Source organism: Frankia sp. CpI1-P (assembly GCF_001421075.1).
GTDB classification, from domain to species: Bacteria; Actinomycetota; Actinomycetes; order Frankiales; family Frankiaceae; genus Frankia; species Frankia torreyi.
In genome coordinates, this window is sequence record NZ_LJJX01000026.1 from 79,055 (window position 1) to 93,913 (window position 14,859).

Consider the following 14,859-nt stretch of genomic DNA (forward strand, 5'->3'; position numbering starts at 1 on the left):
CAGCAATGGCGAATGACCCGATGGACGACCGTCACCGATCAGCGGAGACGCGCCCCGCATTTCCCCTCGGCCGCCGGTCCCGCGGGCACGACCAGCATCCCGACGTGGAGCAGCTCGACGCCGTCGCCGGGGGCGAGACGGTCACCCGCTCGACCCGGGACCACGTCGAGGTCTGCCTGGAGTGCCGGGAGTCGATCGCCGCGCTGCGCAAGGTCCGCGCCGACCTGTCCCGGCTGGCCGCGATGACGATGCCGGGCGACGTCGCCGAGCGCATCCAGGCGGCGCTGGCCGCACAGTTGCCCCCCCGCCCGCTGCACGATCCCCCGGCCCGGCCCGGTGCCGACGTGACCACCACCGACGTGACCACCACCGACGCGCCCGCGCCACGCCCAGCCCCTGACGCGGGCCGCTCCCCCGCCGGTCCGATGGCCTCGGCACCGACCGGCGCTCCCCAGACCGGCACCCCCGGGACCGGCCCCGGCCGGCGGCCGACGGCCCGCCCCGAGCGGCGACCGGCGCCGGGTGCGGCGGCGGCCCCGCGGCGGGACTGGGTGTCGCTCGCGGCGGTCTGCGCGGCGTTCGTCACCTTCGGTGCTGCCGTCCTCGCCTTCTACAGTCTTCGGGTGGTGGACGCCCACCACCCGGTCGCGGCGTCGAGCGTCGCGCAGGGCCGGGAGTCGGCCGGCGCCGCGGCCGCCGGAGCCGGACCGGGCCGGCTGACCATGATGGCGGACTCGCGGACAACCGTCGCCCCGGCCGAGGTCGGCCAGCACGGCAGGGAGCTGCTCACGGGCCGGATCGCGGGTTCGGTGGCGCTGTCGCTGCCGCTGACCGGACCGACGGGGGACGCCACCGATGCGGGAGCCGTGGCGACGGCACGGTCAACGGGCGCCGTGCCGTTCCAGGCGGTCGCCCCGGCCGCCGCGCGCCATCCCGCCTCCGTCGTGGCGGCCCCGCCGGCCGCGGCCGGCACCCGGCTGCGCGCCCTGCTGGACACCCCGGATCTGCGCTCCTGCTACCAGAGCCTCATCGCCCAGTCGGGCGGCGAGATCCTCGCGGTCGACCGCATCCGGTACGACGGCCAGTCGGCGCTGCTGATCGTGCTGTCCATCCCCATGCAACCCGCGGCGGCGCGGGTGCTCGTCGTCGACACGCACTGCGGCGTCGTCAGCGTCTCCGCGGCATTGTGGTACAGCGCGACCACGCTGCGCAGGTAGCGTGAGCATCGACACTGGTGATCACCGGTTGCTCGGCACCGGCGGGTACAGGATGGAATCAGACGCCCTCGAGGACCGTTGTCGCTCTCGGACACCGTCTTCACGGATCAGACCTACGACCAGGGATCCCGACGCACCACCGAGGCCGATGGGCACCGGCGGGGTCCACCCCGGCTGACGGGGAATCGCGCAGCGTGAAAGGAGCGGGTGTGACAGCCCAGCAGCAGGTCCAGGACGTCACCGGCCACGGTGATCGACCGGCAGACGACGTGCGCGATGTCATCATCGTCGGCTCGGGGCCGGCGGGCTACACGGCCGCCATCTACACCGCCCGGGCCAACCTGCGGCCCCTCGTCTTCGAGGGCGCGGTCGCCGCCGGCGGCGCGCTCATGAACACCACCGAGGTCGAGAACTTCCCCGGCTTCCCCGAGGGCGTGCAGGGCCCGGAGCTGATGGAGAAGCTGNGCCAGCAGGCGGAGCGGTTCGGCGCCGAGCTGGTCGCCGACGACGTGACCGAGCTCGACCTCACCGCCGACCCGAAGATCGTCAGGGTCGAGGACCAGACGTTCCGCGCCCGCACGGTCATCGTCGCCACCGGCTCGGCCTACCGCAAGCTCGGCGTCGAGCACGAGGATCGACTGCTCGGGCGCGGGGTGTCGGCGTGCGCGACCTGTGACGGCTTCTTCTTCCGCGACCACGACATCGCCGTCGTCGGCGGCGGCGACTCGGCGATGGAGGAGGCGACGTTCCTGACCCGGTTCGCCCGGTCGGTCACGGTGATCCACCGGCGGGACAAGCTGCGAGCCAGCGCGATCATGCAGGAGCGGGCCTTCTCCAACGAGAAGATCCGGTTCCGGTGGAACGCCGACGTCGCCGAGCTCCTCGGCGAGGACAAGCTCAGCGGCATCCGGCTGCGCGACACGATCACCGGTGAGACGGAGGATCTCGACGTCACCGGCCTGTTCGTCGCGATCGGCCACGATCCGCGGACCGAGCTGGTCCGCGGCCAGCTCGAGCTGGACGACGCCGGTTACGTCAAGGTCGCGCATCCCACCACCAAGACGAACCTCGACGGCGTGTTCGCCTGCGGCGACGTGGTCGACCACACCTATCGGCAGGCCATCACCGCCGCCGGCACCGGGTGCGCCGCCGCCCTCGACGCGGAGCGCTTCATCGCCGCCGGAGAGGGTCCCGGCGAGACGACCACCGAGGCCCCGCGGGTCTCCACCCTGGCGCCGCAGCCGGCCTGACGCCGCCCCCGCGCATCGACCACCCATCCCACCACCGCCTTCCAGCCACCACCGCCTTCCAGCCACCACCACATCCAGCAGGGAGAACAGCTATGGCAGGCACCACCCCCGTGACCGACAGCACCTTCACCGCCGAGGTCCTCCAGAGCGACGTACCGGTCCTCGTGGACTTCTGGGCCGAGTGGTGCGGCCCGTGCAAGATGGTCGGACCGGTCCTCGAGGAGATCGCCAAGGAGCACGGCGAGAAGCTGCGGATCGTCAAGCTGAACATCGACGAGAACCCGGAGACGGCGCGGAACTACCAGATCATGTCGATCCCGACCATGGCGGTCTTCGTCAAGGGCGAGGTGGACAAGAGCATCGTCGGCGCGAAGCCGAAGGCCGCTCTGCTGCGCGACCTCTCGCCGTACATCTGATCGTTTCCTGCCAACTGACCTCCTCGACGGCCACGCGGCGCGCCTATCCCTGACGGGTGGGTGCGCGGCGGGCCGCCACCGACGGCCCGCCGCGCGTTCCTGCCGGCGGGCCGTCGGCGTATCCGGGGGACCGACCTGCCCGCACCCCCGGGCCAGCGGCGGGAATCGGATGCCACAGCACAGCGTGGACAGGTTGGTCACGCTGGGTCAATGACGGAGGATCCCGTTCGCGGCCGGTCGGGACCACGTGGGCATGCCCTAGGCTTGAGATTCAGCAATCGGCAGTCGGGAAACAGTTCGTCGACGCGGCGGCCCCGACCACCGGGTTCCGCCGGGGAACACGTTGGGGGCAGGCAAGCTGAAAGGTACACGTTCGTGAAGCTGTTGCGGCTGGGAGACCAAGGTTCCGCCGTCGCCGAGGTTCGGGCGGCCCTGACCTATCTCGGTTTTCTTCCCGCGACCCCCCGGCAGAGCGGAGAACGGGGCGAAGCGGCACCGCCCGCGGCACCGCCCGGGGAGTCGAAAGGCGCCGAGCCGCCTCCGCCGGCCGCCGAGCCGGCCGCCGCGGAGGGCGCCCGCAGCCCGGCTGTGGGGCCGGCCGGCGGCGCGGGCGGTGCTGCGGCCGCTCCCCCCGACCGGTTCGATCGCGACCTCGACAATGCGCTGCGGGCCTTCCAGCAGAGTCGTGGTCTGTCCGTCGACGGGATACTCGGTCCGGATACGGCGCGGGCGCTCGAGGAGGCCCGACACAATCTCGGCGACAGGTTGCTCTATTTCAGCGCCGCGCACCCCTTCGTCGGAGATGACGTGGCCGCGTTGCAGGAGCGCCTGTTCAACATGGGCTTCGACATCGGCAGGACCGATGGCATCTTCGGTCCGCGGACCGAGAGCGCGGTGCGCGACTTCCAGCGCAACCGCGGCCTGGATCCCGACGGTCGCTGCGGCCCGCGGACGCTGNGCGAGCTCAAGCGACTGCGCCGCACCGTGACCGGTGGTCGTCCCGACGTGCTGCGCGAATCCGTCCGTCTCCTCGCCCGCGGTACCTCCCTGCTCGGGGTGGTTGTCGCCCTCGATCCCGGGCACGGCGGCGACGACCTCGGCATCGTCAGCGGCGGCCTGTGCGAGCGGGACCTCATGGCCGATCTCGCCGCCCGGCTCACCACCCGCCTGCTCGACTCGGGCCTGGAATCCCACCTCATCCATGGCCCGGACGAGTCACCGAGCGAGGAGGATCGCGCCGCCCGCGCGAACGAGCTGGAGGCCGACCTCCTGATCTCGCTGCACGCGGAAGGCAGCACCTCCCGCCACGCGCAGGGAGTATCGGCCTACTACTACGGCAACGCCCGCGGCTCCTCGGCCGTCGGCGAACGTTTCGCCCAGCTTGTCCAGCGCGAGATCGTCTCCCGCACCGACATGCTGGACTGCCGCACCCATCCGAAGGTCTGGGACCTGCTCCGCCGCACCCGGATGCCGACGGTCCGGCTCGACCTCGGCTACCTGACCAATGATCACGACGCGCGTGCGCTCGGCTCGACCGACTTCCGCGCCGCGGTCGCCGAGGCGGTCCTCGCGGCAACACAACGGCTGTTCCTCCCGCCGGAGATGGACGCCCCGACGNGACAGCTTCACGTCCCGCGGCTCGCCGGTCGCGCCTGACAGGTCCGCCGGTCCCCGTCGACTGGACGGAGGAGCTGGCCTGCTGGCCCGCCGACCTGCAGCCGTCCAGCTCGGGGCACGAGAGAGGTTTCACGTGAAACAGGCGCGGTGCGTCGAGGGTCGATCCGCGCCGGTCGGCCTAGGCTGATGCCAAAACCGCCGCCGTCCACGCAACCGCTGTGGACGGCGGCCCGGTGGCCGACCGCGGGAGTGCCCTTTCGATGAGCCGTCGCATCGCGAACATCACCCTGGACAACATCGACGACATGCCGCTGCCCTGCCGCCGCTGCGTGTTCTGGGAGCTCGATCCGGTCGCGCGCAGCCGCGCGGAGGAGACCGGAGCCACCGATCTGGAGANGGAGGCCTGGGTCTCCGCGGCGCTACTCGAATGGGNAAGCTGCGGGAAGATCGTCTACGTCGACGACGTCCCGGCCGGTTTCGTCATGTTCGCGCCGCCCGCGTACGTGCCCCGCTCGGTCGCCTTCCCCACCAGCCCGGTGTCGCCGGACGCGATCCTGCTGATGACGGCGCTCATCGTGGAGGAGTTCGCGGGCCAGGGCCTCGGCCGGATCCTCATCCAGTCCGTCACCAAGGAGATCCTGCGGCGGGGGNTCAAGGCGGNGGAGGCGTTCGGTGACCTGCAGAACTCGGGCGCCCGGTGCGTGGTACCCGCCGACTACCTGCTGGCCGTCGGTTTCAAGACGGTGCGACCCCATCACCGGTGGCCCCGGTTGCGCCTCGAGGTGAAGAACACGGTGAGCTGGCGCGAGGACGTCGAGGTCGCGCTGGAACGACTGCTCGGCTCGATGACGCCGGAAGGCGTGCTCCGCAAGGTCGGTCAGGCCGGCAACCCCGCCTGACCGCCGCCTGGCCGCCGCCTGGCCGCCGCCGGGACGCCGCGCCCCCGCGTCCCTTACGGCAGCCACTCCTCCCGTCGGGAACCATCTCTCGATCTGGCGGCTCCACCGCCGCTGCCGACCCTGCAACGCCGCCGGCCCAACCATGTCGGCCCAGCCATGCCGGCCCAGCCATACCGGCCCAGCCATGGCTGACCTCACCCACGACGGACAGCCCGATCCCCTCGGACCCGGCGGCACCGACCGGCTCGCGAGCCGGCGCGGACACCGCTGGCCAGTCGTCGCGCCGAAGACGCGACGACGGCGATGCGGCCGGGAAGGCTAACGCGGCGAAGCGGCGTCCGGCGCGGTCGCGGGGGACATCACCGCGACGATCCGCTCCAGGTCCTCCATCGAGCCGAACTCAACCGTGATCTTTCCCTTGGTGNGGCCCATATCGACCTTCACCCGCGTCTCGAAACGGTCCGAAAGCTGGTCGGCGAGTCGCGACAGGGTGGGCGGGGTCGAGCGAGGGCCACGCGGGGCGCGCTTGCGCGGCGTGTCCTCGTCCAGGGCCACGATCTCCTCGACAGCCCGAACGGACAGCCCCTCCGCGACGATGCGGGTGGCGAGCCGGTCCTGGGCCTCGGGATCCCGCAGCGAGAGCAGCGCCCGCGCATGCCCCGCCGAGAGCACGCCGGCCGCCACCCGCCGCTGCACCGCCGGCGACAGCCCGAGCAGGCGAATGGTGTTGGTGACGTGCGAGCGGGACCGGCCGAGCCGGCCGGCGAGCTCCTCGTGGGTTGCCCCGAAGTCCTTGAGGAGCTGCTCGTACGCCGCCGCCTCCTCCAGCGGGTTGAGCTGCTGGCGGTGCAGGTTCTCCAGCAGGGCGTCGCGCAGCATGGCATCGTCGGCGGTCTCCCGCACGATCGCGGGGATGCGGGTCAGCTCCGCGAGCTGGGACGCCCGCCAGCGCCGCTCGCCCATCACGAGTTCGTACTGCTCCGGCCCCACCGATCGGACCACGACCGGCTGGAGCAGGCCGACCTCACGCAGGCTCGCCGCCAGTTCCTCCAGCGCGTCCTCGTCGAAGTGCGTCCGAGGCTGGCGCGGATTCGGGACGATCGACCCGATCTCCAGCTCGCGGAAGGTGGCGCCCTGGACGGGCAACGGACCGATGTTCTCGCCGCTGCGTAGGCCGAAGGCGCCGAGATGCCCGCCGCCGTCGGGGCGGCCGCCGGCGTCGGCTGCGGGGCGATCGGCGCCGTACGCCTCCGCGGGCGGGGGGGCGACGGGGATGAGCGCCCCGAGCCCGCGTCCCAGACCGCTGCGGCGCGCGCTCACCTGACCGCACCGTTCGGCTCGAAGCCCCGCTCGGCGAGCTCACGGGCCGCGGCCAGGTAGGACAGGGAGCCGCGGGAGGTCGGGTCGTAGGTCAACGCCGACTGCCCGTAGCTCGGGGCCTCCGCGAGCCGGACGTTACGGGGGATCGTCGTGCCCAGCACACGGTCCCCGAAGTGCTCCTTGACCTCGTGCACGACCTGATCGGCCAGCCTGGTGCGCGAGTCGTACATGGTGAGCAGAATCGTCGACAGGCGCAGGTCCTGGTTGAGGTGGGCCTGGACGAGCTCGACGTTGCGCAACAGCATGCCGAGTCCCTCCAGCGCGTAGTACTCGCACTGGATCGGGATGAGCAGCTCCCGCGCCGCCACCAGCGCATTGACGGTCAGCAGGCCAAGCGACGGGGGGCAGTCGATGAGGACGTAGTCGACCTCCCGCTGCATGCTCTGGATGGCCCGATGCAGGCGGTTCTCCCGAGCCACGAGCGAGACGAGCTCGATCTCGGCGCCGGCCAGGTCGATTGTCGCCGGGGCGCAGAACAGTGCGGGCGCCTCGGCCGAGGCGACGATGACCTCGTCGAGCGGGCGGTCACCGAGCAGCACTTCGTAGATGGAGGGGACACCGGAGTGGTGGTCGATGCCGAGCGCCGTCGACGCGTTTCCCTGCGGATCGAGATCGATCACCAGGACGCGGATGCCGTGCGACGCCAGCGCCGCGGCCAGGTTGACCGTCGTCGTCGTCTTGCCCACGCCACCCTTCTGGTTGGCCACCGAGATGATGCGCCGCCGAGTGGGACGGGGGAATGGTTGTCGTCGTTCTGTCGCCAAGGCTTCCACTGCTGCTGCCGCCGCCGCTCCGATCGGGGTCGACCGGTCGAGCGGGTCCAGCGGGGGAATGACGGAGTCGTAACCCCGGTATCCNCCACCCACGGATCCACCTCGGNCCGTCGACGCTGTTTCACGTGGAACGAGACTGCCCACGCGTCGGCTGGTCACGATCGACCTCCNGTGATCGTCGTGAGTCCCGCGCCGTTCGTCTGACCTGTCTGCCATCGTGCCGCTCACCGTCGCCGCGCCCTTTCCTGCCTTCGGCCCGGGAGAGCTGGGATGACCGCACGGCTCGGAGGACCCGGGTGGGTTCGTCCACCCGTCCCTCTCCGCACACCACGACATCCACGGGATGCCACCCCTGGTTTCCGAGACTGCCGCGCGCGTCCTGCAACTCCTCCAGGATCCGCGAACCGCGCATCGCCAGCATGACACCACCCGGTTGCAGCATCGGAAGGAGGATTGCACCCAGCCGCTCGAGCGGGGCGACCGCGCGTGCGACGGCTACCCCGAATCTACGACCCTCCGGGCCGATTCCGGCATCCGGCGCGCGGCCACGCAGGACGGAGACCTGCTCCTCCAGCCCCACGGCAGCCACGACCTCCTGGAGAAAGCGGCAGCGTCGTTCCATCGGTTCGAGCAACACGACCCGCACGTCCGGGCGGGCCAGGGCGAGGGGGATTCCCGGCAGGCCGGCGCCGCTGCCCACGTCAACGGCGTCGGCACCCTCGGGAACGACCTCGGCGAGGACCCCGCAGTTGAGCACGTGCCGCTCCCACAGCCGGCCGGTCTCCCGCGGACCGATCAGCCCGCGTTCCACTCCCGCGGTTGCCAGCAGCGCGGTGAAGCGCTCCGCCGCCGCGAGCCGCGAGCCGAACAGCTCGGCGGCGGCCGCCGGCGTCGGCGGCGGGGGACCCGCCGGACGCGCCGGACGCGAGGGATCGGAGTCGGTCATCGCACACCCGCCCGGGCCAGTCCAGTAGTGCCATCCCGTGCGGCCCGGCCATCCCTGCCGTCTCCGACGGCAGCGCNGGCGGCGACGGGTGGGCGGGGCCGGCCGGCTCCCCTCCGGAACAGCGGGTCGGGTGGGCCGCCGCCAGGCACCGCGAGCCGGGGGAGACAGGACGAGAGGGGTAGAGGATCGCGCACCCGACAAGCATCCCCGCTGCGCCCGGCGGGGCATGCGCCGCGTGCCGTCAGGTCCCCTCTGCCCGGATCAGCCGCCGCTCCGGGGCGGGGCCCCGCTGGGAGCCGAGGCCACCGGAGGTCGAGGGCCACCGGAGGTCGAGGCCGCTGAGGGGCGGGTCAGTGGTAGGCGACGATGACCCGCCGGGGCGGCGGGGAGCTCGGGGCGCAGCGGTCATAGCGGGTCAGCACGCCGGTCAGCCGGAAGTTCCAGTCCTGGGTCGCGCACCAGCCGGCCCGGTGCAGCGGCGCGAGCTGACCGGCCAGGCTCGTTCGCTCGACGTCGAAGACGAAGACGAGCAGATGCCCGGGCGGGACGGGGCGGCGCGCAAGCTGGCGCAGCAGAGCGGGCTTGGCGCCACCGAAGAAGACGGTGTCCCGTCGGGCGATCCGGGCGGGCGCACCGACCCCGCCGGTCGCGGGCGCCTGGGCGTCCGCCGCCGGTCCCGCGGGCCGGTGATCGCCGACGGCGCTCCCCCCGTCAACCGCAGAACCGCCGGCGGCGACGCGGCTCGGCGCGGGCACCGCCCCCACCGAGCCGACGGTGGACGCCTCACTCGCGGACGTCTCGCCGACGGATCTCTCGGCGGCGGCGGAGGCGACCGTGCCACCGACGGCGCCCCGCCGCGGGCGACCGTCCCCGGCGGGGCCGGGCTGGAGATCGGTGGGCTCGCGCGGCCCGTCGTCGCTGGCCTCCATTGCATAGAGCCAGCCCGGCCGGGCGAGGCGGCCGCCGACCGCGACGACGTCACCCGGCCGGGCCACCCGTCGGGTGACGATGGCCGCGTCGACCATCAGGTCCAGGCCGCGCAGGCGATCCCGGTGCTCCCACAGCGGCCGACTGCCCGACAGGGACGTCTGCAGGAGCAGCACGCCGCAGCCGGTGATCGCGACGACCGCCGCGAGGGGAAGCACCACCGCGGCGCGGGCCAGGCCGACCCGCGAGCCTGCGAGCCCGGGCACCCGTGCCGGGCCGGCCGGCGCCGGCGGCGGGGAGTCCGCGACGGCCGAGTCCAGCGCCCCGGGAAGGGCGCAGGAACCGTCGCTTTCCGTCACCAATTCCGGCGAAGAATCCGATAGTGATCGAGCAATCACGGATCCCGGCAGGGCGAGGGTAGGGAGTGCATCCTTGGAGCGCCCAGCAGCCTGCTGGGGCCCACCGCGGGGCAGGCGGCCGCGCACCGCCGACAGGAGGGAGCGAATCGCCCGCTCGACACCCACCACCACCACAACAACGAGCAGCGGCACCACGTACAGGTTGGTCCGGGTCGGTCCGAACGGCCAGTACCGGGCGGCGCTCGCGCCGAGCATCATCAGCTCCGCGCCGCCGAGCGCGGCAAGCAGAGCCCGGCCCTGCCGGTGGCGGGCAAGCGCCGCGACGCCGGTCGCCCCGGCCGCGGCGACCGCGATCGCGATCAGGGCGGCCGGTGCGGAGCCCAACGGCCCCGTGGGCACCGTGCCGTGGATGAGGCTCGGGTCGAAGCGGTCGATCCCCGGCGGCGAGCCGGTGACGGTGGCGCGGACCTGATCGGCGACGAACCGCAGTGCCGCCCACGGCCCGCGGCCCGCGAGGAACTGGCGATCCCAGTAGTCGCCGTTGCGCTGGCTGGACTGGTGGGCGACGAAACCGACGGTGTGCACGGCGCTGAAGGCGAGCGCGGGCAGGCACTCGACCAGCCGCCACCGCCGCGCCGGACCCCGCCACACGTCGACCGCCGCCAGCGGGAGCACCACGAAGATCCCGGGCACGGCGACGAGCGCCAGCACACCCGCCACCGTCCGCCGGACCAGGCGGCCACGGTCAGGCCCTCGCGGGGCCCCCGCGGCCGGGACCTCGTCGGGCGGCCCGAGCGGGTCCGCGGTCCAGATGACGACGATGCACACCGTGACGAGCGCCTCGACCGTGTACGGCTTGAGCTGGGTGGCCAGATCCAGAAATGTCGTGTTGAGGCACAGCCAGCAGGCGGCGAACACCGCCGACGCCGTCCCGGCGAACCGGCGGGTGAGCACGACAATCGCGGCCCCGAGCAGGGGCACCGCGACGAAGCCGGGCAGACGCAGCGACCATGAGTGCCAGCCGAACGCCTCGCCCGCGAGCCGGGTGATCCCGAGCCAGCCGAGCGCGGACGGGGTGTTGGCGACCGTCAGCTCCGACCAGAACGACGTCAGCGGCTCGCTGACGAAGTGCGCCCGCCAGATTTCGTCGTACCAGAAGGGTCTGGTCAGGTAGGCATGCAGCAGGCACAGAACGCCGGACAGGCCGAGCGCGACCGCGCCGGCCGCCACCACCGTGGACCGCCCAGGCCGGCGACGGCCCGCAGGCGGCACGGCATCCCCCGATCACCAGCGACGCTTACCGCCGCACCTCCAGCCTGAATCTAGCGCTCGGCACCGGCCCCCAGCGCGGGGGAGGTCGTTGTGCCCGCCCGGCGAGGTCCGCGCGCAACGCGCCGAATCAGAACGCCCGAGTGTCAGTCGCGCGGGGCCCGGGTCAGCCGGGGGCCGGGTCAGCCGAGCAGGATGACGACTCGCCGGCTCGGCTCCTCGCCCTCGGACTCGCTGTGGACGCCGTCGATCTCGGCGATGGCGTCGTGGACGACCTTGCGCTCGAAGGGGGTCATCGGGGCGAGCGTCTCGGGCTTGCCGCGTTCGATCGCGCGCTCCGCCGCCGCCGTCGCGATCTTGCGGAGCTCGACCCGACGCCGCGCCCGGTGACCGCCGACGTCGAGCATGAGGCGGCTACGAGTCCCGGTCTTCTGCAGGACGGCGAGCCTGGTCAGCTCCTGCAACGCCTCGAGGGTCTCGCCACCGGTCCCGATCAGCTTGTCGAGCTTCTCGCCGACCACCGCGACGACGGCCCGGCCGCCCTCGACATCGAGATCGAGGTCGCCGTCCATGTCGACGATGTCCAGCAGGCCCTCGATGTAGTCGGCGGCGATCTCCCCCTCCTGTTCGAGGTCGACGAGTCGCCGCTCCTGCGGGCTGAGCCCGGTCTCCTCCGGGGAGCCTTGCTCGTCGGAGACTCCAGCTCCATCCACAGCCAGGTCAGGTGCCGAACCGGTCATCAGCGCTTCTCCAGGGGAACAGGGGGCGGCGGAGCAGAGATTACGGGATGCCCCCGCATGGTGACGAAATCAGGGGGACCGGCGAGTTCGCCCGCCGGTCGGGGAGGGGTTCCCCGGGTCAACGCCGCCCGCCGGGCCGCTTGCCCTTGCCTCGTCGCTTGGCGGGACGGGAACCACCGACCTGGCGACGGACACCGGCGGGAACCGGGGCGGGGCGGGTCGCCGCAGCGTCGCCCGTCGCGGGCACAGCCGCCGGCTCGGCGCCGCCACCGGCGGCCTCAGCGGCACCCTTGCCCGGCGAACTCTTCCGGCCGCCGGACGGGGCCTTCCCTCCCGCAGTCTTCCCTCCCGCGGCCGTGGAACGCGCCGCTGCGGGGGCTTCTTCGGCTCCCCCGGCCGCACCCGCGACCGGCAGAGCCGGCGGCGGCTGCGAGGTCTTCGCCGTCCCGGCGGTGCGGGCCGCCGACGCGCCGCTGCGGGACCGGGTCCCGGGCGGGGCCGATGACGAGCCTCGCCCGGCCTTCGCCGCCCCACCCTTGGCCCCGGCACCCTTCGCCGCGGTCACACCGCCGCCCGCCGTAGCCACCGTCCCCGCGCCGGAGTCGCCGCTCCTGGTCAGGCTCGGCCCGCCCGCAGCCGCCGGCCGCGCGCGGTTCTTGGACTTGGCACCGGCCCGCACGCCGGGCGCCGGGCGGGCCGGGGTGGGCGCTGCGTCGACGCCGGCACCGGCGCGGGCACCGGGGAGCCGGCCACCGGCGGCGAGCGGGCGGACCGGCGGCATCCGCTTGATCACGAAGAACTGCTGGCCCATGCTCCACAGGTTGGTCGTCAGCCAGTAGAGCAGCACGGCGATCGGGAACCGGAAACCGAAGATCGCGAGCATCAGCGGGGAGCCATAGAGCAGAACCTTCTGGACGATCGCCTGCTGCGGATCCACCGGCCCGGTGCGGGCCATGATCTGCCGCTGGGTCATGAAGGTGGTCAGACCCATCAGCACGATCAGCACGACCGCGAGGATCTTGACGTGGGTGCTGTTCACCCCGAGGAAGTGCACGAAGTCGCTGTCGGAACCGAACTCGCTGGCGAGCGAGATTCCGAAGACCTTCGCCGAGGCGATCTGCTCGACCTGATCCGCGGACAGCCCCACCCGGGGCCGCCAGACGAGAGCGCCGTTCGGGCCCTCGTTCATCGGGGCCAGGTGGGTGAACACGTGGAACAGCGAGATGAACAACGGGATCTGGAGCAGAATCGGCAGGCAGCCGAAAAGCGGGTTGCCGTGCTCCTTCTGCAGCGCCATGATCTCTTGCTGCATGCGGGGCTTGTCGTGCCCGTACTTCTCCCGGATCTCCTTGATCCGGGGCTGCATCATCTGCATCGTCCGCTGCGACTTCACCTGCTTGACGAACAGCGGGAAGATCAGAACACGCACGGCGATGACGAGCAGGACGACCGAGAAGGCCCAGGCGAAGAAGCTGTCGGCGCCGAAGATCGGCGCGAACCCCTTATGGAAGAAGACGATCGCGTTCGCCGCGAGATGGTAAAGGGGATTCAACAACGTTCAGACTCCTCACGCCCACGGTCCGCGACCGGAACCGACGATCTNGGCCCGCGTCCCCTCGACCGGAGACGGAAAGCCATGCCTGTGGGCCGGCGCGACGGCACCGGTGGTCCGGGCGCGACCGTGCGGCTACCACGCCCGGAGGCGGTCGACATCCCTCTGGGCTTGCGAACGACTCTCGGCCCCGTGCTGGTTCCCGGATCCGCGCTCGTTCGCGGCCGCGCCCCGGTTTCCGGCGGCCCGCCGGACGGCGGGGGCCGGTCGGTGGGCTCCCCGGGGACCGGGTCGTACCCGCCGGCCGACAGCGGCTGGCAGCGCAGCAGCCGGCCGACGGCCAGCGCCCCACCGCGCATGCCGCCATGGCGGCGAACCGCCGTCAGCGCGTAGGCGCTGCACGACGGCTCGAACCGACACATGCCTGCGTTACGGCCTGACCAGCCGGCCCGGTAGAGCCGCACGAGCCCGGCGAGTGCCCAGGACAGCGGGCCACGGACCGCGCCGTCGGCCGTGCGGGCCACGGTCGGCAGGCGCCTGCGGGCCAGTTCGGAGGCCAGGGTGAGATCGATGACGACGGCCACCGCCAGCGCCACGAGCAGGAACATCCCGACGGTCATCGGCCGCTTCCCGCCACGAGCCGCGGGGATCGGGCCGGCTGCGCACGCGCGTCATCGCCCCGCCCGTCCGAGGCTGCGCGGGCACGCAGCGCCCGCGCGAGCGCGTCGTCAAGGGCCTGTCCGAGCCCCTCGGAGCTGGCCGAGGCCGCCTCCGGCAGGGCTCGGACCACGAGCATCGTCCCCGGGGGCAGCCGGTCCAACCGGGCCCGCACCTGCTCTCGCAGGCGGCGGCGCACCCGGTTACGCACCACGGCCTTGCCGACCCGGCGGCCGACGACGAAACCCGCGCGCGGCGACTCCCCACTGGTTGTCCACAAGCTGTGGACAACCAGTGGGCCGGACCGGGTCCGCCGGCCCGCGGTCCCCACGCGGGCATGCTCGCCCCGAGTCCGCACGCGGGAAACCTCGGGAAGCATGTCAGCCGGGGTACAGCAGGAACCCGCCGTCAGGCGGAGAGCTCGCTGCGGCCCTTGCGACGGCGGGCAGAGACGATGGAACGACCAGCGCGGGTCCGCATACGCAGCCGGNACCCGTGCGTGCGGGCCCGCCGGCGGTTGTTCGGCTGGAAGGTGCGCTTACTCACGTGAAGACTCCGTCTGCAAGATGGACGCGGGCGGTGATCTCCGCCGCCGAGGGGTGGGCCCCACACGGCCCGCGCAAGCGCATCCCACGACAAACGAAGCGGTCTAACACCGCGGTTCGACCTAGCGTACACATGCCGGTGCCGCGGACGACCCGGCGACCGCACCCGTCCGCCGTCATCTCAAGTCCGGCCCGCCCGACCCGGACCCCGCAGCCGTGACCCGGGGCGCGACCGTGGCCCACCCCGGTCGCTCCGAAGTCATCGCAGGCCCGACCACGGCCCACCGCGGGCCGGGGCCGACCGTCGACGTG

The 14,859-nt window shown here is 72.8% G+C and carries 10 protein-coding genes and 10 pseudogenes; 9 read left to right on the forward strand and 11 right to left on the reverse strand.

The genetic code is table 11. The annotated features are described in order from the left end of the window. Positions 1–5: 5 nt before the first annotated feature. From FF86_RS17950 to FF86_RS51390, 9 genes and pseudogenes are all read left to right on the forward strand, one after another. Positions 6–1,217, forward strand: coding sequence for a hypothetical protein (locus FF86_RS17950; RefSeq protein WP_044885650.1), 1,212 nt, complete (start codon positions 6–8; stop codon positions 1,215–1,217). Positions 1,218–1,426: 209 nt separating this feature from the next. After that, on the forward strand, positions 1,427–1,681 hold a 255-nt coding region (locus FF86_RS51365; RefSeq protein WP_396229933.1), incomplete at its 3' end, for an FAD-dependent oxidoreductase. A 1-nt stretch (position 1,682) separates the two neighbouring features. Then, positions 1,683–2,467, forward strand: a pseudogene (locus FF86_RS17955) (NAD(P)/FAD-dependent oxidoreductase); the annotation flags it as partial. A 92-nt stretch (positions 2,468–2,559) separates the two neighbouring features. Then, a complete protein-coding gene (gene trxA / locus FF86_RS17960) occupies positions 2,560–2,883 on the forward strand; it encodes a thioredoxin (RefSeq protein WP_044885652.1) in 324 nt (107 codons plus the stop codon). Positions 2,884–3,258: 375 nt separating this feature from the next. Continuing rightward, positions 3,259–3,840 (forward strand): peptidoglycan-binding protein (locus FF86_RS51370; RefSeq protein ID WP_242418976.1); only part of this gene is annotated, 582 nt, incomplete at its 3' end. Between the two features lies 1 nt (position 3,841). Then, positions 3,842–4,500, forward strand: a pseudogene (locus tag FF86_RS51375) (N-acetylmuramoyl-L-alanine amidase); the annotation flags it as partial. A gap of 260 nt (positions 4,501–4,760) precedes the next feature. Continuing rightward, positions 4,761–4,896, forward strand: a pseudogene (locus FF86_RS51380) (GNAT family N-acetyltransferase); the annotation flags it as partial. A gap of 37 nt (positions 4,897–4,933) precedes the next feature. Continuing rightward, positions 4,934–5,150: pseudogene (locus FF86_RS51385) on the forward strand (GNAT family N-acetyltransferase); the annotation flags it as partial. A gap of 11 nt (positions 5,151–5,161) precedes the next feature. Then, positions 5,162–5,399: pseudogene (locus FF86_RS51390) on the forward strand (GNAT family N-acetyltransferase); the annotation flags it as partial. A 318-nt stretch (positions 5,400–5,717) separates the two neighbouring features. Here the strand turns inward: FF86_RS51390 and FF86_RS51395 are convergent. The 11 genes and pseudogenes from FF86_RS51395 to FF86_RS51405 form a co-directional block, all read right to left on the reverse strand. Beyond that, positions 5,718–5,823 (reverse strand): annotated as a pseudogene (locus FF86_RS51395) (chromosome partitioning protein ParB); the annotation flags it as partial. 1 nt (position 5,824) lies between these two features. Continuing rightward, positions 5,825–6,719, reverse strand: a pseudogene (locus FF86_RS17975) (ParB/RepB/Spo0J family partition protein); the annotation flags it as partial. Further along, on the reverse strand, positions 6,716–7,612 hold the full coding sequence (locus FF86_RS17980) for a ParA family protein (RefSeq protein WP_396229935.1): 897 nt from the start codon (positions 7,610–7,612) through the stop codon (positions 6,716–6,718). The gene FF86_RS17980 and the pseudogene FF86_RS17975, both read right to left, overlap by 4 nt. 111 nt (positions 7,613–7,723) lie before the next feature. After that, positions 7,724–8,498: pseudogene (rsmG, locus tag FF86_RS17985) on the reverse strand (16S rRNA (guanine(527)-N(7))-methyltransferase RsmG); the annotation flags it as partial. 350 nt (positions 8,499–8,848) lie between these two features. Then, on the reverse strand, positions 8,849–11,056 hold the full coding sequence (locus FF86_RS17990) for a hypothetical protein (protein WP_044885656.1): 2,208 nt from the start codon (positions 11,054–11,056) through the stop codon (positions 8,849–8,851). A gap of 179 nt (positions 11,057–11,235) precedes the next feature. Next, complete coding sequence (locus FF86_RS17995) at positions 11,236–11,793, reverse strand: R3H domain-containing nucleic acid-binding protein (protein WP_044885657.1); 558 nt, start codon at positions 11,791–11,793, stop codon at positions 11,236–11,238. Between the two features lie 118 nt (positions 11,794–11,911). Next, positions 11,912–13,348, reverse strand: coding sequence for a membrane protein insertase YidC (gene yidC, locus FF86_RS18000; protein WP_044885658.1), 1,437 nt, complete (start codon positions 13,346–13,348; stop codon positions 11,912–11,914). A gap of 48 nt (positions 13,349–13,396) precedes the next feature. Beyond that, positions 13,397–13,965, reverse strand: a pseudogene (gene yidD / locus FF86_RS18005) (membrane protein insertion efficiency factor YidD); the annotation flags it as partial. After that, positions 13,962–14,381 carry a ribonuclease P protein component gene (gene rnpA, locus FF86_RS18010; protein ID WP_044885659.1) on the reverse strand — a complete coding sequence of 140 codons (420 nt, stop codon included), beginning with the start codon at positions 14,379–14,381 and terminating at the stop codon, positions 13,962–13,964. The gene rnpA and the pseudogene yidD, both read right to left, overlap by 4 nt. Positions 14,382–14,410: 29 nt before the next feature. After that, the coding region (locus tag FF86_RS51400; RefSeq protein ID WP_242418988.1) for a 50S ribosomal protein L34 at positions 14,411–14,492 on the reverse strand (82 nt) is incomplete at its 5' end. 1 nt (position 14,493) lies between these two features. Continuing rightward, positions 14,494–14,548, reverse strand: a pseudogene (locus tag FF86_RS51405) (50S ribosomal protein L34); the annotation flags it as partial. Between the last annotated feature and the right edge of the window lie 311 nt (positions 14,549–14,859).

Coding starts and splice junctions, on each gene's coding strand:
- FF86_RS17950 (WP_044885650.1), top strand. CDS start 6: ATGGCGAATGACCCGATGGACGACCGTCACCGATCAGCGGAGACGCGC.
- trxA (WP_044885652.1), top strand. CDS start 2,560: ATGGCAGGCACCACCCCCGTGACCGACAGCACCTTCACCGCCGAGGTC.
- FF86_RS17995 (WP_044885657.1), bottom strand. CDS start 11,793: ATGACCGGTTCGGCACCTGACCTGGCTGTGGATGGAGCTGGAGTCTCC.
- rnpA (WP_044885659.1), bottom strand. CDS start 14,381: ATGCTTCCCGAGGTTTCCCGCGTGCGGACTCGGGGCGAGCATGCCCGC.